The 23,272-nt window shown below is 58.4% G+C and carries 19 protein-coding genes; 17 read left to right on the top strand and 2 right to left on the bottom strand.

What is annotated here, in order from left to right; genetic code table 11:
- Positions 1-6: 6 nt before the first annotated feature.
- The gene (locus ACPTTF_RS03820; protein WP_423370312.1) at positions 7-798 is read right to left on the bottom strand and encodes an SDR family NAD(P)-dependent oxidoreductase; all 792 of its coding nucleotides are present in this window, start codon (positions 796-798) and stop codon (positions 7-9) included.
- A complete protein-coding gene (locus ACPTTF_RS03815) occupies positions 791-1,996 on the bottom strand; it encodes a capsule biosynthesis protein (protein ID WP_423370311.1) in 1,206 nt (401 codons plus the stop codon). The genes ACPTTF_RS03820 and ACPTTF_RS03815 overlap by 8 nt, the downstream gene beginning before the upstream one ends.
- 487 nt (positions 1,997-2,483) lie before the next feature.
- Between ACPTTF_RS03815 and ACPTTF_RS03810 the strand changes: the two genes are divergently transcribed.
- From ACPTTF_RS03810 to ACPTTF_RS03730, 17 genes are all read left to right on the top strand, one after another.
- On the top strand, positions 2,484-3,578 hold the full coding sequence (locus tag ACPTTF_RS03810; RefSeq protein ID WP_423370310.1) for a hypothetical protein: 1,095 nt from the start codon (positions 2,484-2,486) through the stop codon (positions 3,576-3,578).
- Positions 3,571-4,380, top strand: coding sequence for an ABC transporter permease (locus tag ACPTTF_RS03805; RefSeq protein ID WP_423370309.1), 810 nt, complete (start codon positions 3,571-3,573; stop codon positions 4,378-4,380). Before ACPTTF_RS03810 ends, ACPTTF_RS03805 begins: the two co-directional genes overlap by 8 nt.
- Entirely contained in the window at positions 4,377-5,030 is a 654-nt protein-coding gene (locus tag ACPTTF_RS03800; RefSeq protein WP_166956929.1) for an ABC transporter ATP-binding protein, read from the top strand. The genes ACPTTF_RS03805 and ACPTTF_RS03800 overlap by 4 nt, the downstream gene beginning before the upstream one ends.
- 142 nt (positions 5,031-5,172) lie before the next feature.
- Complete coding sequence (locus ACPTTF_RS03795) at positions 5,173-6,891, top strand: hypothetical protein (protein WP_423370308.1); 1,719 nt, start codon at positions 5,173-5,175, stop codon at positions 6,889-6,891.
- Between the two features lie 108 nt (positions 6,892-6,999).
- Positions 7,000-8,652, top strand: coding sequence for a glycosyltransferase (locus tag ACPTTF_RS03790; protein WP_423370307.1), 1,653 nt, complete (start codon positions 7,000-7,002; stop codon positions 8,650-8,652).
- A 16-nt stretch (positions 8,653-8,668) separates the two neighbouring features.
- Positions 8,669-10,036, top strand: a complete 1,368-nt coding sequence (locus tag ACPTTF_RS03785) for a glycosyltransferase family 2 protein (protein WP_423370306.1) — start codon at positions 8,669-8,671, stop codon at positions 10,034-10,036.
- 6 nt (positions 10,037-10,042) lie between these two features.
- On the top strand, positions 10,043-11,062 hold the full coding sequence (locus ACPTTF_RS03780; RefSeq protein ID WP_423370305.1) for an ATP-grasp domain-containing protein: 1,020 nt from the start codon (positions 10,043-10,045) through the stop codon (positions 11,060-11,062).
- Entirely contained in the window at positions 11,059-11,727 is a 669-nt protein-coding gene (locus ACPTTF_RS03775) for an HAD family hydrolase (protein WP_423370304.1), read from the top strand. Before ACPTTF_RS03780 ends, ACPTTF_RS03775 begins: the two co-directional genes overlap by 4 nt.
- Positions 11,711-12,151, top strand: coding sequence for a sugar 3,4-ketoisomerase (locus ACPTTF_RS03770; RefSeq protein ID WP_059590831.1), 441 nt, complete (start codon positions 11,711-11,713; stop codon positions 12,149-12,151). Before ACPTTF_RS03775 ends, ACPTTF_RS03770 begins: the two co-directional genes overlap by 17 nt.
- Positions 12,148-13,254 (top strand): DegT/DnrJ/EryC1/StrS family aminotransferase, encoded by a 1,107-nt coding sequence (locus tag ACPTTF_RS03765; protein ID WP_423370303.1) that lies wholly within the window; start codon positions 12,148-12,150, stop codon positions 13,252-13,254. The genes ACPTTF_RS03770 and ACPTTF_RS03765 overlap by 4 nt, the downstream gene beginning before the upstream one ends.
- A gap of 221 nt (positions 13,255-13,475) precedes the next feature.
- Positions 13,476-15,770 carry a glycosyltransferase family 2 protein gene (locus ACPTTF_RS03760; protein WP_423370302.1) on the top strand — a complete coding sequence of 765 codons (2,295 nt, stop codon included), beginning with the start codon at positions 13,476-13,478 and terminating at the stop codon, positions 15,768-15,770.
- Entirely contained in the window at positions 15,706-17,331 is a 1,626-nt protein-coding gene (locus ACPTTF_RS03755) for a glycosyltransferase family 4 protein (protein WP_423370301.1), read from the top strand. The genes ACPTTF_RS03760 and ACPTTF_RS03755 overlap by 65 nt, the downstream gene beginning before the upstream one ends.
- Before the next feature lie 372 nt (positions 17,332-17,703).
- Positions 17,704-18,870 carry a polysaccharide biosynthesis/export family protein gene (locus ACPTTF_RS03750; protein WP_166956911.1) on the top strand — a complete coding sequence of 389 codons (1,167 nt, stop codon included), beginning with the start codon at positions 17,704-17,706 and terminating at the stop codon, positions 18,868-18,870.
- A 192-nt stretch (positions 18,871-19,062) separates the two neighbouring features.
- Entirely contained in the window at positions 19,063-20,139 is a 1,077-nt protein-coding gene (gene rfbB, locus ACPTTF_RS03745) for a dTDP-glucose 4,6-dehydratase (protein WP_423370300.1), read from the top strand.
- Positions 20,124-21,011 carry a dTDP-4-dehydrorhamnose reductase gene (gene rfbD / locus ACPTTF_RS03740; RefSeq protein WP_423370299.1) on the top strand — a complete coding sequence of 296 codons (888 nt, stop codon included), beginning with the start codon at positions 20,124-20,126 and terminating at the stop codon, positions 21,009-21,011. The genes rfbB and rfbD overlap by 16 nt, the downstream gene beginning before the upstream one ends.
- A gap of 21 nt (positions 21,012-21,032) precedes the next feature.
- Positions 21,033-21,914, top strand: coding sequence for a glucose-1-phosphate thymidylyltransferase RfbA (gene rfbA, locus ACPTTF_RS03735; protein ID WP_166956905.1), 882 nt, complete (start codon positions 21,033-21,035; stop codon positions 21,912-21,914).
- Between the two features lie 137 nt (positions 21,915-22,051).
- Entirely contained in the window at positions 22,052-23,230 is a 1,179-nt protein-coding gene (locus ACPTTF_RS03730) for an SGNH/GDSL hydrolase family protein (protein ID WP_423370298.1), read from the top strand.
- Positions 23,231-23,272 lie beyond the last annotated feature (42 nt).

Below are 23,272 nucleotides of genomic sequence, written 5' to 3'. Positions count from 1 at the left end.
CCCCGCTCAATTGGCCCGGCCCTTCGACGGCAAGTAGGACAAGCGGCCGAGAATCGCATCGGCCAGCGCAGCGGGCAAAAACGACAGCAGGCGCATGCCGAGCGCGAGCAAGCCCGGGAATGCGATCTCGCTGCGCCCCGCGTCGAGCCGGCGGCGAATATAGGCCGCCGCACGCTCGGCACTCCACAGGAAAGGCTTGTCGCCGGGGAACACGTCGCTCATCGCCGTCTTCACGAAGCCGGGAAGGATCACCGTAACACCCACCCCGCGGCGGGCCAGCAGCGGCCGCACCGAGTCTCCATAGGCCTTGATGGCAGATTTGCTTGCGCAATAGGCAGGCGAGATCGCCATGCCGCGCAACGCGGCGAGCGAACTGACCATTGCAACGCGACCACGCCCGCGTGAGCCCATGCGTTCAATGACCGGCAAGACCGTGTTGAGCATGCCGTAAAGGTTGGTATCGATCACGTGCGCGGTGCGCTCCAACCCCTCCCAATCCGAGGCTGATGCGATCGTACTGGCGACACCGGCATTCGCGATTAACAGGTCGATTGGATGACGGGCGTCGAAATCGTCGAGCCAGGCCGCCACCGCCGTCGCTACACGCACGTCTATGACGCCGGTTTCAACCGTGGCACCGCGCGCACGGCATGCCTCAGCGGTCGCATCGATCCGCTCGCGATCGCGACCGATGAGACCGAGCACGGCCCCGGGCTGCGCGTAGGCAAATGCAATGGCTTGACCGAGGCCGGCACTGGCCCCGGTAACGACGACGTGGGCCGGCCCGTGACTACGCATTCGCGCGATCCAGGCGGTCGACCGATCCCTGCACCGCCATCTCAATGCCGGTACGCGTGTAGAAATCGCCGTTGATCTGCGTGTAATGCATGATGTAATCCAGGAAGGCCTGATAAAGATCCATGTCCGGCTCGCTCCCCTGCCCCCAGAATTCGTCCAGCGTTCCCTGCCAGGTCAACCCGGGAATTGCGTAGATGGCATCGCCTAGCGCGATCAGCGGCCGCCGATGATGTAGCGCCGACAAGCCCACGGTGCTGTTCACCACGACCACGCCCCTGGCATGATCGAGAAGCGTCGGCAAATGCCCGGCGTCGATAAAGCGAACCCTGTCGGCCACGCGCAACTCGTGAGCCAGCCTTTCGGAATAACGCCGGTATTCGATCAATCCCGTATCCAGAGGGTGATTCTTAATTACCAGCAATGAATCCGGTTGAGAGTATGCCGCAAACGATTGCATTACACGGTCGATTGCGTCACGGATCCCGTCAAATGGGGAATGGACGATAATTTGTGCGTCCGAATTCAATTGCAACGGGAAAACATAAAAATCCCGGCCTTTCGCCAGAAGTTCGGCGGTCACGCGCTCGGCTTCGCCCTGGTGAAGCCGCTGCAGCAGCGCCCGCGAAGTCAGCCCCGCGTATTCGAACAGGCCATTCTTCGGCCGGTGACTCCGATAGTGCGGGAACCGGACGCTGAGGAGCGCATTGGCTGCACGGTAGCGGATGTCATGAAATGTGCGCTCATACAGGTTATACCCCGTTGGGCGGCCAACCCCGGCGGCGGGCGTCGCCCCGCGCGCCGCGTAGTAAACAGCAGGATCCTTCGGCAGCGACGACCGGCCATTCACGCCGCCGCACTCGAGCGTCAGCCAATGAGGACGAACGTATCCCTCCTCGAACACATGGACCCGGAGGCCGCTCGCCTCGGCAATTGGATGGACGGGGCGATGAATTTCCCTACAATCGCCAAACATGACGATATCAGTAAAATTACCCGACTTTACAATGTCGCCATACCACTCCACCAAATGCTCAACCGGGTGCGAGTAGTTCCAGCTTCCCTTCGAGCCCGAGTAAATCAGATCCCCGCCACAAAAATTGACCCTACGAACCCAGTGCCCGCGCTCACGAAGCGCGGCAGCCAGCCTGCCAAAAAAAGGGGAAGCCGTACCCTGCAGGACAAGAAAGGAGCGTTGCATGTGAAAGCATCAAGGCCGCGCGAACCAGCCGAAGGACCCCCCCACGGCCAGGCCAGCAGCAGTTTTAAGCAGTAGTTTTAATAAGCAGACTGGTGCTCCAGAACCGGCGAAGAATACAGTACCTTTGTGAAAATATAAACATCAGCGATCTCGCAACATGCGCGCTCTCACAGCGAGCGATAGCGCGAGTCACTCCACGTAGCTATAATCGGCGGCTCGTTTTAAAAACCTACTGCGTGCGCCGCCGCGCTCACGCGAAAGCTGTCGTGGACGGCGCACGCCAGATGCGGCAGGCAACGCCTCCGACGTTTGCCGGCCGAGATGGGATGCACCGCCGCATCGGTCGTCGCGCTTCCCTGCCCCCGCTCGTCGGAATTCGCAAGCCCGTTGCTACGGGATGGGAAAAATATTTAGTCTGGGAATTGCGTTGGAAACCACATCTAGCAACGAAACGACCGTACCACCCAACAACGGCAAGAAGCCCCTGATGGAACGCATCAAGGGAATCAACCGCCTCTTCGCGTTCACCGTGATCGTCCCGACCACGATCGCGGTCGCCTACTTCGGTCTTGTCGCATCCGACGTTTACGTCTCGGAATCGCGCTTCGTTGTACGCAGCCCACAGCGGCAGATGCAAACGAGCGTCGTGGGCGCGTTGCTGCAAGGCTCCGGCTTCTCGCGCGCGCAGGACGACACCTACGCGGTAGTCGACTATATCCAGTCCCGTGATGCGCTAAGGGAGTTGAACAAGGCGGAGTACATTGCCAACGCTTACGGCGATCACGGCGACTTCGTCAGCCGGTTCTCGAAGTCGTTCGACAACAGCTTTGAAGCCCTGCTGAAATACTATCGCAAGCATGTTGTCTCGGTTGATTTCGACTCTGCATCCGCCATCACGACCCTGCAGATCCGCGCCTACTCCGCGCAGGACGCCGAAAAGATCAACGAATCGCTGCTCGAACTGAGCGAGCGCCTCGTCAATCGCATGAATGATCGTGCCGCGAACGATACCGTCCAATTCGCCCAGAAGCAGGTCGACCAGGCAACCACAAAGGCGAAGGATGCAGCCGCAGCGCTGGCCGCATACCGGAACACGCACACGGTTTTTGATCCCGACAAGCAATCCGCACTGGAACTGCAGCAAGTCAGCAGCCTGCAATCGCAGTTGCTGACAGCACAGAGCCAACTGATCCAGTTGCAGTCCACCGCGCCGGCAAACCCGCAGGTCGCGACGCTGAAAACGAACATTTCCACTCTTCAGCGTCAAATCGAGGCAGCCACCGGCGGTGTCGCCGGCCGATCCGGCTCCCTGTCGGACAAGGCCGCGCAATACGCACGCCTGCAACTGGAATCGCAGTTTGCTGACAAGCAGCTGGCTTCTGCGATGACCGGTATGGAAAATGCGCGTGCAGAATTGCAGCGCAAGCAGCTCTATCTCGAGCGTCTTGTTGAGCCCAACACCCCGGACATCGCGATCGAACCGCGACGCCTGAAATCAATTTTCGAGACTTTCGCGTTGAGCATGATCGTCTGGGGCATCTTGAGCCTGTTGCTGGCCGGCGTCCGAGAGCACTATGACTAATCGGCACGCCGTGCATCACGACACGCCCTTCTTTCGCTCGTTGCGCATTCAGATCCGCGTCGTCGGCGCGCTGCTGATGCGTGAAATCATCACGCGCTATGGCCGCCACAATGTGGGCTTCCTGTGGATCATGTGCGAACCGATGATGTTCACGCTCGGCGTCACGGCCCTATGGACCGTCACCAAGGCGACTCACGGCTCGACACTGCCGATCACGGCATTTGCCGTCACCGGCTATTCGACAGTGCTGCTGTGGCGCAATTGCGCAGGTCGGTGCTCGCTTGCCATTCAGCCGAATCAGAGTCTGCTCTACCATCGCAATGTCAGGGTGATTGATCTTCTGATGGCACGCCTGGTGCTCGAGATATCGGGCGCAACAATGTCGTTTTTCGTCCTGAGCGTGCTTTTCATCGGGATAGGCATGATGGCGCCACCGCACAACATCGCTCTGATCCTCGGCGGATGGATTCATATTGCAACGCTCGCTTGCGGCCTCGGATTCACACTTGGCGCGCTGAGCGAACGCAGCGAAACCGTCGAGCGGGTCTGGCACACGATCGCCTATCTGCTGTTTCCGCTGTCTGGCGCGGTATTCATGGTGGATTGGATGCCCCAGTATGCGCAGAAATTCGTTTTGCTTCTGCCAATGGTGCATGGCGTGGAAATGATCCGGTCCGGCTATTTTGGCCCTCTCGTCAAGGCACATTACGACATCGGTTACATGGTGACCTTCGACCTGGTTCTTCTACTCATCGGTCTGTGCCTTGTCCGGGAGGCCAGCAAGCACGTGGAGCCGGAATGATCTCTCTCAAAAACCTGAGCAAGGCTTATCACACACGGACTGGCCGGCGTACGGTACTCGATGACATTTCGTTGACCGTGAATAAAGGCGAACGTGTCGGCATTCTCGGACGGAACGGTGCCGGGAAATCGACCTTGATCCGGATGATCAGCGGCGCAGAACCTCCGACCGCCGGGCGAATTTCGCGCGACATGAGCGTCTCCTGGCCACTCGCCTTCGGCGGCGCCTTCCAGGGCAGCCTGACCGGAATGGACAACCTGCGCTTCGTATGCCGGGTGTACGGTGCGGATGCAAAGCGCGCGGAGCCGTTCGTGCAAGAGTTTTCAGAGCTGGGCAGCTACCTTCGGGAACCGGTAAAGACGTATTCTTCCGGCATGCGGGCACGGTTGGCATTCGCAATTTCGATGGCGATCGAATTCGATTGCTTCCTGATTGACGAGATTATCGCGGTTGGCGACAGTCGATTTCACGCGAAATGCCATCACGAGCTTTTCGAAAAACGACGGGATCGAGCACTCATTATCGTCAGCCACGATGTCGCCTATGTTCGTCAGCACTGTGACCGCGCAGCCGTGCTGGTGCAGGGAAAACTTCATAATTTCGCGGACGTAGGCCAAGCGTACGATTTTTATCAGGCCAGCACCGCTTGAGTCCGTATCGCCATGCGGCGCAGGCGAATAGTCCGATGTAAAGATACTCCGGAAAATCGGGCCGGAACTCGATCGGCCATCCAATTCAACTGGTCGATTATCAACAGAATAGAGCGACGCGCGTGAGCGCAAAGGTATTTGAGTGGCAACTTACCGTCAGAAACTGATCGTCGTTCTTGCGATGCATCGCAGCGGCTCAAGTGCGATCACCAATATGCTCCCCGTACTGGGCGTGCAGCTAGGTGACGCATTACTTCCCGGTATTGAAGGAAACAACGCAAAAGGGTTCTTCGAAGACGGTGACCTCAATGCGCTCAACATCGCCATGCTCGATGCCTTGGGAAATGATTGGCATCATCTGACGTCGCTCGAAGAAATCGATTTTGAAACATTGCGTCACAAGGGCTTTTTCGGACAAGCAGTCGATCTGCTGCAAAAAAAAATCCACGATGCGGATGTATTCGGATTCAAGGATCCGCGGGTATCCAAATTACTTCCCTTCTGGCAGCAGGTCTTCGCGCATTGCCAAGTCGAGACGCATTATTTGATCACCCTGCGCAATCCGGTCAGCGTCGCTCGTTCACTCAAGGAGCGCAACGGATTCATCCCCGGGAAAAGTTACCTCCTGTGGCTTCAGCACGTCTTGCCAGGACTCATTCAGACCGACGGCACATCCAGATGCATCGTAGATTACGATACCTTTCTGGAAACTCCTCAGCCCTATATTGATTTGTGCGCAACTCGCTTCGGCCTGACGATCGACCCCCGACGTTTGGCAGCTTACGAAACCGAGTTTCTGGACCATTCGCTACGGCACACGGTTTTCTCGAGCGCGGACTTCGATCACGAACCCATGTGTCCGACCATGGTTCGGGATGCATACATGTCACTCAGGGCATGCGCACTCCAGGAGCACGATCTCGACGATCCCGAATTGCGGCAGCGATGCGTCGAGTGGAGCAATGCCCTCATAGGCATGCAACCCACCCTCCGGTTGATTGACGCGCTTTCGACCCAGGTCGACCTCTATTACCAGACTGCGATGCAGCATGGCGGGGAACTCGTTCGCCAACGGGATCTGTGCCGTATACTCGAGGACAAAATTCCGGAGCTGGAACGGCAGTCGAGTGCGGATGCGCATACTGCAACGCTCCGAATCGACGAATTGTCGCAGGCGCTCCAATTGAGTGAAGCCGCCATGAAGCGCGCCACTGCCGAGCATGTCGCAAGCGAATTGGCATGGAACCAGGAAGCGCTGGTTCGCGAAACCACCCACAATCAGTTGGTACGGACGCTTGAAGCGGAATCTTCCCGTGAGCGAGAATCACTGATCGCAGCGATCGAAACCGCACAGCAAAATCTCAGTAGCCTGGTCGTCGAGAAGCACATCTCCGTCGAGGCTGACGCACGTCGAGAAATTCAGTGGCAAGAAGCGCTCAAGGAACAACGCGACGGACATCGCCTGCAATTGACCTGTCTTCAGGAAAAATCGGAAGCCGCCCTGGCTGCGGCCCTGCTGAAGACCCAGACGCTCACCGACCAGTTGGACGAGTCGCAAGCAGCGCTGCGTGGCGCCGATGACAGGCGCGTCGCGCGCGAAGCGCAGTTTCGCGATGACGTGAAAGCGCTTCAGACGGATGTTGAAGAGGCGCGACGCGAACTGCAGACTCGCGATCGGCAGCATCAGGCCGAAGCAACGGAATACAAGGCGCAGTCGAGCGCAACCGGCGCTCGGGTACACATGCTCGAACAGGACCTGCAAGCAACCCGCGACGAGCTGGAGCGGCTCAAGGCGAGTGCCTCATGGAAATTCACTTCGCCCTTACGACGAATTGGACGCTGGATCAGCCCTGCGAGATAGCAAGGCACGATGAATTGACTGAATGACAGGCGGCGGGAGAGCGCCAAGATTCCCTGTCACACCACCGAAGCAAAATACATCGCAAGAAAAATTGAGGTAGGTTTACCAATGACTGTCAGTTCCCCCCCTTATTCGCACAACGTTCCTCCGGCTACATTGGACGAGTTGCTCGGTCTGGATGACGAAGCATTCGTCCTTGCTGCATATCGAACAGTATTGGGCAGGGAAGCCGATCAGGAGGGCCAAGCATATTATCTGCGCCGTATCCGCAACGGCATCGGAAAGCTTCATATTCTCGGGCAGCTGAGAAACTCAAAGGAAGCCCGCGCACGCTCGGTCGACATGAGCGGACTGGACCGCGCCATCCGTGCGACCAGGCTCAAGCGAATTTTCAGCTTCACGGCGCCGTGGACGCGTCATCGCAAAGATCAGGACCGGAAGCTAAATGATCTGGAGAATTCGCTGCATGCGCTCGCGCGCGTCGCGGCGTCGACCAACGAGCAAGTCTCGAGCCTGCATGCGTCGCTGACCAGGCTGCCTCACGCCCTTGGCGAACATCACCTGCCCGTCGTGCGTGCGACGGCACATGCAGATACCCCGCTCTTTTCCGTGATCACGCCGATCTACAAGACGTCGGCCTATTACCTGGAACGGTTGGCGACGTCACTCTGGGCCGTACGTGATTCAATCGAATGGGTCATCGTCAACGACTCCCCGGCCGTCCCTCACGTCGAGTCGTTCATCGACAGGATGCAATCGTGCTTTCCGAACATCAGGTATGTCAGGCACGACGTCAACAAGGGGATCTTTGCGTCCTACACCAGCGGCATCAACGCCGCCACCACGCCGTACGTCGCCATTCTCGACCATGACGACGAGGTGGACCTTGCGCCGATCGTCGCGCACCTGAACGCGGACGGGGAGCGTCACGACCTCATCTATACCGACGAAGTCCGATTCGGGCAGGAGGTCAATGTCCATTTTGCCAAGCCGACATTCGATCCGCTGAGTTCGATGCATTACTTCTACATGCATCACATCACGCTGTTCCGCACGTCGATTTGCAAGGCACTGATCGAGAAGGAACCGGATGCCGTCAAAAAGTATCGCAGTTGCTTCGACATCTGGTTGGCGCTCGGTTACATCCGGCATTTCGGATCGCAACAGATTTCAAGCAAATACATGCCCTATCCCAGCTATGGCTGGCGGGTTCATGATGACAGTACTGCCAAGAGTCTGGGCCAGAAGCCGCTTGCTGACGGTGAACGGATAGAGATCGCCAAGAGCCTCTACCGCGACCTGGATCCGCTGGTGAACATCGAGCTCGACGACGAAGCACGCTATCTCGTTCGATACCGGTATCCCACTGCGTCCGCGCAAGACCGGAAGCAACTGGCAAAGCTGATTTGCTCGCGCTTCGACGTCTATACGCACCGCATGACCGTCATTTCGGAACATCAGATGGGTCGGGGAGACCATCCGTTACTTGATGCGTTGTCCAACGTCCCTCTGGCTTACCTGGACGACTTCATCACCGGAAAATGTCTCGTCGTGCCGAGACAAAAGCTTCCTCGCGACAGTCGGATCTACGACAGCGTCTCGCGACACCTGAACAACGTTCCGGTGCTGGAAACGATCGACGACAGACTCAGTCCAGCTGATTTCGCCAAGCTGACGGCGCAGAACATCGGCGTCCTGAGCTCCAAGCGAGCACCGAAAATGAACAAGAGCCGCTCGGCATCACATCTGCTGGTCGTTTGATGGAAACACGCTACAAATGAACAAGAAAAGTTCCAATCCGACAGTCAGCATCCTCTTGCCGGTCTATAACGGACAGGCCTACCTGCAGGAAATGCTGGAGTCCATTGCATCGCAGAACCTGACCGATTTCGAACTGATCATTGTCGACGACGGGTCGACCGACGGAAGCTGGGATCTATTGACGTCCTGGATGAGCAGCCACACCCTCTCCGTTCGGCGTTTGCGCAAGCCGGTCAATCTGGGGGTATGCGCCGCACTCGTTGACGCATCGCGGCTCGCACGTGGACGCTATATTGCGCAAATCGGCCAGGATGACGTCTGGTCGCCTGATCACCTGTCTGAGCTTTGCGCCGCGCTGGACAACAATCCGGACGCGAGCGCCGCCTTCGCCGGCGTCACCTATATCGATGCGCAAAGCAAGCCGATGGTCGCCACCGTGTTCAATCACGGCCGCATCGACGAAGATGGCTATGAGACGCTGCTCGCAAAACTGACGGCAGGGAATTTCCTCTGCGCACCCGCGTCCATGTTCCGCCGCGATTTCTTCGACATCTCGTACTGGGGCGCGTCGAACGAGCGGCTGCAGGATTACGAGCTATGGCTCAATTTGCTGTTGCACGGCCGTTTTGTGTCCACCAAGCAGATCACTTGCTCGTATCGATTGCACAACAACAATCTGAGCTCGGGCTCGCAGATGCGGCTGCAGAGCGAGTACGAGTTGCTCATGACGCTGATGCGGGTACTGATGAGCGGTCGTTTCGAGCACTTCTATGCAGGCCTGAACAACGATTCGGACCGGCGTATCGAGTTCGTTCGCGCGCTCGACCACAGCCTGACAACGGTCACGGCTTACTGTTCCGGCATCGCACTACTGCACGCTGCGGTCCTCGAGCGTATCAGCATGTGGGAAACAGAGCGTTTGCAAGAAGTCAACGCAATGCGGATCAAGACCGTACGGGCGCTCGGCCTGCTACGCAAGGGACTTGCATTGAGAAAGGTCAGTTCGGCCCATCTACTGCAAGACAACAGCGGCGTCCCGTATCTCGTCCCGGCTCATGACTCAATGTCGCCTCTCGTCACGGCACTGATCGAAGAGGGCTGCTTCCAGGACGGCGCGCATATCGACTTCTCGTCCGTCGATTTGCCCTACCTGTATGCGTGCTCGGAAACTCAGATTGAACAATTGAAGTCCTATGATTCATTCCTGTCCGCGACTCACGAACATCGAGTCGTGGTATTCGACACGGAAAAGACCGGCGACCATCCGTGCGGATTCGGCATTGCAGCCGATCAACACCTGGATCATGGCCTGATGGACAAATTGTTCAAGTTCATGGAAGAGAAGCATCGGTCGTTCTATCAAGCACGTCCGATGATTGGGTGAAGCGTTGTGAACGCAAAAGTCGATATGCCTACCAATATTCAGAAGTGCGTCCTTGTCACTGCCGCTGGTACCGCCACGGCAGTCAATGTCATCAAGAGCCTGTCGCAAACTCCCGGCGTCAGGGTCGTGACGACGGACAGCAACGAGCGCCACATGATTGCGGCCCCCGCTCGCTGGAACACCACGCACTATCAAGTACCGCTCGCGAGCGATACCGATGCCTTCGTCTCGGCGTTGGTGGCAATCTGCGAAAAGGAAGGCGTTGATGCGATCTATCCGATCCACGATGCTGAAATTCTTGCCGTCACCGCACATCGAGCCCGATTTCCGGCGCGTGTGCGGCTGCCGGCCCTGTCGGCCGACAGCGTGCGAAATTCAAACGACAAGCTGCTGAATTTCGAAATCTGTCGCGAGGCGGGCCTCCCCGTTCCCGATACGATTCCCGGGTCGAAGCTGCAGTCGAGCGATATCGAGCACTACCATGCATTGATTCGCAAGCCGCGATCAGGCGTAGGAAGCGTCGGCGTTCGCCGGGTGACGAACTTCGACGGGCTGGATCGTCAGGCGGACTTGACCGATTCCATCGTGTATCAACAGCCGTGCACCGGCGACGAATACACGATCGATGTTCTTCGTGTCGGCTCCGACCTGATTTCCGTCGCACGCGAACGTCTCGAAACCAAGGCTGGCGTATGCACGAAGGCGCGCGTCTTCGTGCACCCGAACACCGACGCGCTCGCGCGCCGCATTGCGGATGTGTTCGAACTCCAGGGCCTGTTTTGTTTCCAGGTAATCGGCGACATCGAAAGCGGTGACCTGAAGATCATCGACATCAATCCCCGTTGCGGTGGTGGTACGGCGCTTTCCGTCGCAGCAGGATTTCCGCTGCTTCAGTGGCATTTCGCCGCGCTCCTGGATCTCCAGGAAGCATCCGAATTCAAAAGCGCATGCCTGCGCCGGCTGGCACAGGGTGGTGAAGCGATCGTCTGCCGCCATTACGAAGAAATTGTGACCTTCTCGTCATGAAGCCACATCGCCCGCTAGTAGCCCTCGATTTCGACGGCACGCTCGTTTCGTGCAAAGAGAAACAGTTGTATGCGCTCGACGAGGCGTCGAAGCTGCATCACGTCACTTACGACGCCTTCGACACGTTCTGGAACCTGAAACGCAATGGATCTTCCACGCTCAAGGCGCTGATGGCGACGGGTGTGGATGAAGTGCCGGCGAGCAAGATCGCGACGACCTGGATCGACATCGTCGAGAGCGAACAGGCCAGCGAGCACGACAGACTGCTGCCGGACGTTGCCGACGCGCTACGCGGTCTGGCAGCATCGGCCGATCTGATGCTGCTGTCCGCGCGCCGCAACGCCGCTCTGCTCGAACGGCAACTCGTGTCGCTGGATCTACTGAAGTTCTTTCCGATCTGGGAAACGGTCTCGCCACTGGGCGGGGTCGGCAATTCCAAAGCACAGCGCCTCGTACATCACGGCGCCTGCTGCTACGTCGGCGACACCGAGAGTGACTGGTCGGCATCCGTAGCGGCAGCGCTGCCTTTTTACCTGCTTTCTACCGGGCAGCGCAGCAATTCTTTTTTTGAGACGCATTTTCGAGATCTTGAAAATGCACCGCCGGTCATCTACGGCAATTTTCAACACGTCGCCGACGCCATCAAACATGACCTACTCAGTTGACATGTGTCGATTCATCGACCTTCCGCAGTTCTCGGATCGCCGCGGGAACCTGTCGTTCATTGAAAATGGAGGCGCGCTGCCGTTCGACGTCAAGCGATTCTACTTTCTGTACGATGTGCCGTTCGGCGTCGAACGCGCGGGGCACGCGCACAAGAATCTGCATCAAGTGTTTTTCGCGTTCGCCGGCTGTTACGAGCTGCACCTCGACGACGGCACGAACAAGCGGACGGTCTTGATCAATCAACCGAACAAGCCATTCTACGTCTGCCCTCACATCTGGCGCGTCGTCGACAGTTTCACGTCCGGCGCCGTATGTGCCGTGCTCGCAAGTGAGCAATATAGCGAGTCGGACTATCTGAGAAACTATGACGACTTTCATCAATATCTCAAAACTGTCAAATCGCCGCGGGAGAACGTGCTGTGAATGTACCTTTTTTGGATCTGGGTCGCCTGAATGCGCCTTACAAGGCGGATTTTCTCGGCGCCGCATCGAAGCTTTTCGACGACGGCACGTTCATCGGCGGTGGACTCGTTAGCCAATTCGAACGGGAATTCGCTGAATATTGCGGCACCGAGCATTGCGTCGGAGTCGGCAACGGGCTCGACGCCATCACGCTGGCACTGAAGGCGCTCGGCATCGCGTCGGGTGACGAAGTCATCGTTCCGGCGCAGACGTTCGTTGCGACATGGCTTGCCGTGACGCACGTCGGCGCGATCAATGTCCCTGTCGATGTCGAGCCTCGAACGGCCAACCTCGATCCGGACCTGATCGAAGCTGCGATTACGCCGCGTACCAAGGCGATCATCGTCGTCCATCTGTATGGTGCGACCGCCGACATGGAGCGCATCAACGAGATCGCCAAGCGACACGGCCTGTACGTCATCGAGGATGCGGCACAGGCTCACGGCGATATCCGTTTCGACCGCAAGGTAGGAACGTTCGGTGACATTGCGACGTTCAGCTTCTACCCTTCCAAGAACCTCGGTGCAGTCGGGGATGCCGGATGCGTGGTAACCAACTCCAGCGCACTCGCACAGCGCGTGCGCGAGCTTGGCAACTACGGCAGCTCGGTCAAATATCGTCACGATTCCATCGGCTTCAACAGCCGCCTCGATCCGATCCAGGCCGCTTTCCTGTCCCTGAAGATCAAGGATCTGGATCGCATCATCGAAAGGCGACGCGCTATCGCCGCTCGCTACGATCAGGCCATCGGCAACGTCGACGAGTCCGCTCCGGTCTTCCGGTTGCTCGACTTCGGGCTGCAATCGGTTTGGCACAACTACGTCATCGTGTGCCGGGATCGCGACACCGTTCAGCGCCAACTGACGGAGGCCGGGGTAGGCGTCGGCATCCATTACCCGACGATTCCTACCGAGCAAACCTGCTACGCGGACATGCAGCACTACAGCCAGGCAACGCCCGTCGCGCACCGCCTCAGTCAATCCGTTCTGAGCTTGCCGATGGGTGAATACCTGAGCAACGCCGAAGTCGATCACGTCTGCGACGCGCTGCAGAAACTGGCGTAACCGACGTTTCATCGACGCAACCGGCATTACAGGACGCGATTCGATCTTCTGCTCCCTTCGCGAGATCGCTCCGCGTCTGTCGCGTCATGACGGGGACACATCGTCCCCGTCATGTGCATGCAGGACCCGAAATACGAGCCTGTCATCGATTCGGCAATCTGCCTTCCGTCATGACGTAGCGCATCACTTTGCCATTTATGATCGATCTGGAGTTCTTTCGCTTGAGCTGGAACATGTCGCACTTGCGGCGTCTTCCGGACGACACCGATCAGCCGAAGAACTCGCGGCCGTGCAAATCCTATGCGGTACGTGCTCGCGTGAAGGCGGGGTGGTACATGCTGGAGCTCCGGGCCAGTGCCGCCGCCCCCAGCGTCACGGTTCGTGTCGTCGCCGTCCTGGAAAGTGGCGAAATCGAATCGTTCTCGGTAACGACGAGCACGAGACACGTCAGCAAACGGCTCATTCGCCTGTCTTCGCCCGGAAGCGTCAGTTTGCAGATGGAATCTGCGCACCCGAGTGACGAGGTCACGCAATTCAGGTTGGCTCGCGTGACAGGCCGATTCGCACGCTCGCGCATGCATCGAAAGCTGAGCGCGCTGCATCCGATGTACAAACTCGAAACATCCGGCGCGTCATCGACTCGGCAAGCGAGCGCCGGGCCTGAACGAGATATGTGGCGCGACTACTGCCAGCTCTTCGAAAACCCGGATGCTCTCGTCGATTATTCGGACTGGGTCGAGTGTTTCGACACGCCGAACAGCGATGCACTTACCCGGATGAGCCGTCACATCGGTTCATTCCGTGATCGCCCCACCGTCGCACTGGCGATGGCGCTGTCCAGGCCGAATGCCGCCTGGCTGAACGCAACCATTCAGCATGTGAAGGCGCAGATCTACCCATACTGGGAGCTTCATATCGTCGCTCCCGACATGGTTGATCCAGAGATTCTGCGCTTGCTGGAACATCACGCACTGAGCGACAGCCGCGTGAAAATTCTGCCGATCGCCGATCACGCGACTCGCCGAGACGAGCTGACCCACGCCTTGATTCGATCCGGATCGTGGATCGCAATTCTTGGCCAGCACGATCTGCTGCCCCAGCACGCGCTGTTTGCCATTTGCGAGACCGTCGATGCAGTGCCGTACGCGGAGCTGATTTATTCCGACGAGGATCGCATTGATGAAGACGGATCACGCAAGGACCCGCACTTCAAATGCGACTGGAACGAAGATCTGTTCCTGGCTCGCGGCACGATCTCCCATTTGAGCGCCTCCCATTCTCGCCTGTTCGAAGCCGCGGGCGGCTGGGATCCGCGCCCGGGTTTCGCTTCGAATTACGATCTGGCGCTGCGGTGCATCGGAACAGCCCGACCGAATGGCATCGTGCATATTCCGAGAATCCTCTACCACATTCGCGCCGGCGCCCAGGATCAGTTCGATACGGCCACCGATGCTGACAAGCACGCTGGATACCTGGCACTCATGCACCATCTGCAGCGGACCGGAATCGCAGCGGATGCGAGCATGACGGCTCACGGCTACAGGGTCCGTTACCGGCTACCTGAGCCGGGCCCGATGGTAAGCATCATTATTCCCACCAGGAACGGGCTCTCGCTCCTGCGCCAATGCATCGAATCGATCCTGCACCGAACGACCTACTCGAACTACGAGATCATAGTGGTCGACAACGGCTCCGACGAGCGCGAGATGCTGGATTACCTCGCCACGCTGTCAACGCATGAACGCATCGAGATAGTTCGCGACGACCGGCCGTTCAACTATTCCGCGCTCAACAACCGCGCTTGCGCGCGGGCGCGCGGTGACTATATTGCTCTCGTCAACAACGACATTGAGGTCATCAGCCCGGACTGGCTGGAAGAAATGCTGGGGCAGGCAACGCGCCCCGAAGTCGGCGCAGTCGGCGCAAAACTCCTGTATTCGGACGACACCGTGCAGCACGCCGGTGTCATTCTCGGTCTCAGCGGCGCCGCGGATCATCTCCACCGGGGGCTGCGAAGGCACGATCCGGGCTATCAGGCTCGAGCTGCAGTCGTTCAATCCCTTTCTGCCGTCACGGCTGCCTGCCTCGTCGTCAGAAAATCGCTTTATGTCGAAATCGGCGGCCTCAACGAAGCGTCCCTGCCTGTTGCTTTCAACGACATCGACTTTTGCTTACGCATCAAGAGCGCAGGATATCGAATCATCTGGACACCGTTCGCTGAACTCTATCATCACGAATCGGCAACCCGCGGTGAAGACGATACGCCGGAAAAAAAACGGCGCTCCGACGGCGAGGTTGCGTACATGCGGCAACATTGGGCAGACTTCATGGCGGATGATCCGGCCTATAGCCGGAATCTGACGCTGGATCGAGCCCAGTGCCAGATCGCATGGCCGCCGAGAGCAGGTCTGGGCGCTACCAGGATGGCCCGCTCCGCATCGGAACATCCGCGTGCGATATTCGAAGATCGACCGTCTGCCGATCCGGTTGGCTACTCGAACAGAGAAGAAACCTGATCCCGTCATGACAAACAACCGAACTTTTAGCGTCCTTCTGGAAATGCGGCCCGCCCTCGATGGCCATGCCGGCATTCCGCAGGAAACGAGATTGCTGTTTCGAGGCTTGTGCGAGTGCCCGTCGATCGAGGTCGAAGGCCTGCTTCAGGCCTCACTCGCGTTTCTTGCGCCTGGCGCTGATGACAACTCGGCTCGCGAACCGGACATGACGCTTGCCGCCGTGCGTGAACGTACGCGGGTTGTCGTATCGATGGACAAACCGCGCGCCAAAGGCGTTTGGGCGACGGTTCGCACCTATGTCCGCTCTCGCCGAACCGCATACGCGCTGGCGCTGTTCGCGCTGTTGCGTCCCGCGCGTGCTCACGTGCGACTCACTCGCTTCACGCCTCACGGCTTCGAGGAATTCGTCTGGCGCCGCCTGTTCGAGAAGACCCTGCCGGCAGACGATTTCAAGATCGTCACTGCGCGCGATCTACGCGTCTGCACGGTTCCCTGGAACGTGTTGCAGAGTGCAGGACTTCTAACCTTGAAATTCGGGCGTGAGGCAATCTATCCGCGCCTCGCGCTGGATCGAGCCGGCGTGTTCATTGCACAGACTCCGTACCCCGGCAGAATCCCCGGTGATGTTGCGTTCGTCGTGCGCTATCACGACGCCTTTCCGATCATGATGCCCGACACGATCGCCAACAAGGTCCGCCATCAAGCCACGCACATGCATGCGTTGATCAGCAATGCAAAATCCGGTGCGTATTTTGCGTGCGTATCCGAAACGACACGACAGGGCCTGATCGCGTTGCTTCCCGAGCTGCGCGATCGCTCAGTCACGATTCACAACATGATCTCGACCGATTTCCGCGAAACCACCGCGCCTGCCGATCGGGTCAAGCAGATCGTAAGGCTTCACATCACCCCGGTCGGCCCGCTGAATCCTACCTTTTCAACGACCGAGTCGAGGGAGCGCTTTTACGCCAACGCGCTGGATCGGCAACCGTTCAAGTATCTATTGATGGTTTCCACGATCGAGCCCCGCAAGAATCACGCTCGGCTATTGGCAGCATGGTCGACGCTCATGACGGATCGCGATCCATCGATCAAGCTCGTTTTCGTCGGAAGCGCTGGCTGGGGGAGCGAGGTGCTGACCCAGGAAATGCGCGCGTGGATCGATACCGGAGCCTTGTTCGTCCTGTCCGGGGTTCCCGCTGCAGATTTGTGTACGTTGTATCGGCACGCCGTCGCGACCGTCTGCCCGAGCCTCGCGGAGGGCTTTGACTATTCCGGCCTGGAATCCATGGCCAGCGGCGGGATCGTGGTGTCATCCGACATCGCGGTCCACCGTGAAGTCTACGGCGACGCAACCGAGTACTTTGATCCACACTGCACGCGCAGCCTGGCGGATGCGATTGGTCGCGTTGCCTATGACGACGGCGCTGAAATGCGACGTTCCGAATTGAAAGCATTGGGACACGAAATGGCAACCCGGTATCAGCCAAAGAACATCCTGCCTCAGTGGGAACGCTTTCTCGGTGCGATATCAGCCGGGACGGCCGGAGTCGCGCGATAGATCCAGTCGCTCCGACCGCGCCGGATCAATGCGCATTTTCGAGTACGGTATTGTTTAAAATGGTGCCTGTTGAATTTCCGGCAAGCACTGATGTTTTTCGAACCAAACCGGGCATATTGAATGGCTCATCCTGCTACATGTCGCAATTCGCATGCGACGCAAAACCGGCCGCCCCCCCGCCGAACGCGGGCGCTTTGCAGTCGGCCCGGGCCGTCAGGCATGTACCCGGTCCTCGCGCCTCGTCCGACGCAGGTCGACTGGATACAACCCTCGAAACCGAAATACATCGCCGCCCTTTTTCCGTGACCGCTGCTGGTCTACCCAGAAGCAGCGATCTCAAACGATCAGCCTAAAATTTAAGATACTCGTAACATGCGTCGCATACACTCCCTGACCTATACGCTGCCGCTACTGTGCGGAATGGCCCTCACGGCCTGCTCGACAATCCCGACGTCCGGACCGAGCGCGTCGGCCGTCACGCAGGCACCCGCCAATCCGAGCTCGATCGGCATTCAGGTGGTCGACGTCAACGACGACGTCGCCCGGCGCCTGCTCTCCCTGCAAATGGCCGGCGACTTTTCCAAAACGCTCGGCGAACGCGCGACGACCTCACAGCAATTGGGCGCCGGCGACGTCATCGAGGTGTCGATTTGGGAGGCCCCGCCTGCTTTGCTGTTTGGCACGTCTTCGACGGACGGGCGGCCCAACACCACCTCCAATGCGCGCGTAACGGTGCTGCCGGATCAGACGATCGACAGCTACGGCAATGTGCGTATCCCGTTCGTCGGGCCGGTCAAGGCCGCCGGACGTACGCCCGAGGAACTCGGAGTGGCGATCACCGAGAGACTGAAGGGCAAGGCCAATCAGCCCCAGACGTTGGTCAGGCTGGTGCAGAACACGACCTCCTACGTCACGATCGTCGGCGACGTCAATTCCAGCAAACGCATGCCGCTGACGCCTAGCGGCGAGCGCATCCTCGACGCACTCGCCAGCGCGGGCGGCGTGCGGCAGCCGATCGAAAAAATGACGCTGCAGGTTACACGCGGCAAAACCGTACAGTCGCTGCCGCTGGAAACGATCATCCGGGATCCGCGCCAGAACGTTCCACTTCAGCCCGGCGACGTCGTTACGGCGCTGTATCAGCCGAATAGCTTCACGGCGCTCGGTGCGACCGGCAAAAACGAGGAAATCAACTTCGAAGCGCAGGGCATTACGCTGGCCCAGGCACTCGGTCGCATGGGCGGCCTGAACGACTCGCGCTCCGACGCACAGGGCGTCTTCATCTTCCGGTTCGAGAAGGCAAATGCGCTCCAATGGCCGCTTCAACCAGTCAAAACGGCACCCAACGGCCTGGTTCCGGTCGTTTATCGAATCAACTTGAAGGATCCCAACAGTTTCTTCGTTGCGCAAAGCTTCATGATGGACAACAAGGATGTGGTCTACGTATCAAATGCGCCAATTGCGGAACTGCAAAAATTCCTCAATGTGATCTTCTCCGTGGCTTACCCCGTCATGACAACAGTTACGACTTTCCGGTAATCCACACGTAAATATCCCGCCGCACGATTCGATTCGTGCGGCAAATCCTTCAATGTGCTTCGCCGCGGTAGAGCGGAAATCGAGTATGCGCCCCGACGCCTTTCCGATTTACGAAAGCGCATATGGGTATCGAATACCCAATTTCGTCGAAGCACACTGCCCAATTTACTCATATTTATTGTCGATACCATTATGTTGCTAATCACCGGCGGTGCGGGTTTCATTGGCGCAAACTTCGTTCTGGACTGGATTGCCAGCTCCGACGAGCCTGTCATCAACCTGGACAAACTGACCTATGCAGGCAATCTCGACACGCTTGCGTCACTTGCCGACAACCCTCGACACACGTTCGTCCGCGGTGACATCGGTGACCGAGAGCTGGTCGCCGATCTTCTGAAACAGCATCGCCCGCGCGCGGTCATCAATTTCGCCGCTGAATCCCATGTTGACCGGTCCATTTCCGGCCCGGGCGATTTCATTCAAACCAACGTGGTCGGTACCTTCAACCTGCTCGAATCCGTGCGAGGCTACTGGAGCGGGCTTCCGGACGAGAAGCGTGACGCTTTCCGCTTTCTTCACGTGTCGACCGACGAAGTCTACGGCACGCTCGGCCCCAACGATCCGGCCTTCGCGGAAACAAAGCGCTACGAGCCCAACAGCCCCTATTCCGCAAGCAAAGCTGCGTCGGATCATCTCGTCCGCGCGTGGCACCACACTTACGGCATGCCGGTACTGACCACCAACTGTTCCAACAACTACGGTCCCTACCATTTCCCGGAAAAGCTCATTCCGCTCGTCATTCTGAACGCGCTGGCAGGCAAGCCCCTGCCGATCTACGGCGACGGCCAGCAAGTCCGGGACTGGCTCTACGTGAAGGATCATTGCTCGGCCATTCGACGTGTTCTGCAACAAGGGAGCGTCGGCGAAACCTATAACGTGGGCGGCTGGAACGAATGCACGAATCTCGAAGTCGTTCGAACGATCTGCTCGATTCTTGACGAGCTTCAGCCTCGCAGCGACAAGCAGTCGTACGCAACCCAGATCAGTTTCGTTCAGGATCGCCCCGGGCATGATCGCCGATACGCAATCGATGCTCGCAAGCTGGAGCGGGAGCTGAACTGGAAACCCGAAGAGACGTTCGAAGGCGGCATCCGGAAAACGGTGCGCTGGTACCTCGACAACCAGGCGTGGGTACAGAACGTCACGTCCGGCAGCTATCGCGACTGGATCGACCTGCAATATGGAGCCGATGCATGCAGCGCATCCTGATCACGGGCTCCAGCGGCCAGATCGGCTTCGAACTCGAACGTGCATTGGCACCGCTCGGCGAACTGCTTGTGCCGAAACGCAAAGACCTGGATCTTTCCGACATCGGCACGCTTGCGGAGCGGCTCACCGCATTGCAACCGGATGTCATTGTCAATCCGGCCGCCTATACGGCAGTGGACCTCGCGGAAAGCCAGGCCGCGTTGGCACATGCGATCAACGCCGATGCTCCCGGCGTCATAGCCTCATGGGCGGCAAGCAGGAACGTCCCGTTCATTCACTACTCGACGGATTACGTATTCGACGGCACGAAAGCCGAACCGTATCTCGAAGACGACCCCACGCATCCTTTGTCGGTCTACGGGCAGAGCAAGCTGGCAGGTGAAGCTGCAGTTCGCGCAGCATGCAGCCGTCATTTGATTTTGCGTACAAGCTGGGTTGTCGGCGCACACGGGAAGAATTTTCTCAAGACGATTCTGAGGCTGGCACAAGAGCGTGAGCAGCTCAACGTCGTCGCCGATCAAGTCGGTGCGCCGACCACGGCCGCCTTCATCGCCGACGTGACCGCCCACGTGCTCGCCCGCGTGCTTTCCCCGTCGTTCAGCGACTGGGGCACGTATCACCTGGCCGCCGCAGGCGAAACGACGTGGTATGACTACGCGCGTCGTGTCGTTCACCTCGCCGAAGAATCCGGCATCGCATTGAAACTGAAGCAAGACGCCATTCAGGCCGTCCCCACCAGTGCATATCCGACAGCCGCGACACGCCCCGCGAATTCACGGCTGAATTGCAGCAAGCTCGCCAATACATTCGATCTGCACATGCAACCCTGGCAGTACGGCATCGATCATGTATTCGCCCAACTACAACATTGAAACCGAGAGAAGACCAACATCATGAAACGAAAGGGCATTATCCTCGCGGGTGGTTCGGGAACCCGTCTGTATCCTGCAACGCAGGCGGTGAGCAAGCAATTGCTGCCGATCTACGACAAGCCGATGATCTACTACCCGCTCAGCACGTTGATGTTGGCAGGCATCCGCGACATTCTGATCATCTCGACGCCTCAGGATACGCCGCGCTTCGAACAGTTGCTCGGTGATGGTCATCAGTGGGGCCTCAACCTTCAATACACGGTTCAACCGAGCCCCGACGGACTGGCTCAAGCGTTCATCCTTGCCGAATCGTTCCTCGCGGGAGATCGCTCCGCACTCGTGCTCGGCGACAATATTTTCCACGGCCATGAATTTGTGTCGCTCCTGCACGAGGCCGCGCGCAAGGAAACAGGCGCCAGCGTGTTTGCCTATCGCGTCAACGACCCTGAACGATATGGGGTAGTCGAATTCGATCAGGACGGCCGTGCGATCAGCATCGAGGAAAAACCTGCTCAACCGAAATCGCACTACGCGGTTACCGGTCTCTATTTCTACGACAGTATGGTCGTCGACATTGCCAAATCGATCAAACCGTCGGATCGCGGCGAACTCGAGATTACCGATGTCAATGCAACCTACCTGCGCGAAGGCCTGCTTGACGTCAAGACGATGGGACGCGGCTACGCGTGGCTCGATACCGGCACCCACGATTCGATGCTCGAGGCCAGCCACTTCATCGCCACGATGGAGCATCGCCAAGGATTGAAAGTGGCCTGCATCGAAGAAATTGCCTATCGCTTGGGCTACATCGATTCCGAGCAATTGCTCCGCCTTGCTGCACCGCTCAGCAAGAACGGCTACGGCCAGTACCTTAAAAATATTCTGAAAGAGCAAATCCGCTAGCCGGGATCCGCTGCAACCCCGGTGGCCATGCACCACAATTGTGCCACCCGGGGTATACGTCGCGTTTTTCTTTCGATTGCACGGAAGCCGATCCGGCTAAGATACCAACATTGTCGCCGGGTGCCGATCGTTGCAGCATGAGTGGAATCCGGCAGATTGCACACAATGGCGATCGTGCGGCCGAGGCCTCGATCGCTGATAACGACCGGCTAACTCTTCGAGGCAATATGCGCGTAGCCATCATTGGCGGATCCAATTCAGTCATCGCCAACGGATACATCGGCAGGTTCGCCAGCCACCTTTCTGCCATTTCGGGCAACGAGGTAACGCTCGACAACATTTCTGTAGGCGGCACCACGTCGCTCACTTCCATCGGCCGCCTTCAGGAAATTACCGAGGTACCCGATGTCGTCGTCCTCGAATATTCACTGAACGATACGGGGCACCTCAATCACCGCCCCGACGGAGCGGAACTGAAGCGTCTGTTCCTGGAGATTTTCTTCAACGCCGCTGCGGAGCGTTTCCCGAACGCGACCATCGTGCCGCTCATCCTGTCCGCCCAGCCGTTCTACAGGACTGACATTCACAACCAGATCTACGATGCCGAAATTGCATGGTATCGGGATCGCGAGATTTCGTTCGTCGACACTCGCTCGTGGTTCTTCGATACGTTCGGCTGGCCGATTCCGTCGTTCGTCTACTCGGACGAGGCGCACTACCACCGCGGCTGTACGGTCGCAATGATCGGCACGTTGTTGGCCGAACGCGTCAATGCACTATGGCAACGGGGCCCGAGGCTGGGTGAACTGGCTCGCCCCATTTCTCTCCCCGGCACGCAAGCGCGCCTGAAGCCCCGCTTTGCTTCCGCGAAAGAAATTGCGGCGCAAACCGGTACTGAAAGCAAGCTCGGGCGTATCGAGAATCGGCATGTAAAAGCGGATTGTCTGACGCTGATGACCGAGGAACGGCTCGCCATCCCCGTTTCCGGTATTCCGATCGCAGTGTCACTCGCATCGACCAACGCTCATTGGTACGCCGAACTGGAGCACGATGCGCAACGTGTCTCACTCTCGACCCGATATCAAGACATTCCTGACGGAAAATTCATCTACTCGAGCATCCCGCTTCTGATGGAGAACAATCCCAGTCGGCTGACCGCAATACCCGGAACGGGAACCATTGCGCTACAAACCAGGCTGACGCCTCCGTCCGGGCAGATTTTCACGTTCGACGGATTCCATGACGCATCTCGCGAATCACGCCTTGAAAACAGGCTCGATCTTACCGGCGTTCTGGTTCTGGAAGCCGCTCAATAACTGCACGCGGCGCAAAAAGCGGAGTGGCGCAGCACACAATCG

It is taken from the genome of Burkholderia crassaminum (assembly GCF_964265005.1).
In the GTDB taxonomy this organism is placed as follows: Bacteria; Pseudomonadota; Gammaproteobacteria; order Burkholderiales; family Burkholderiaceae; genus Burkholderia.
Note: the sequence above shows the minus strand (reverse complement) of the source record. Positions and strands in the feature narration are given on the sequence as shown.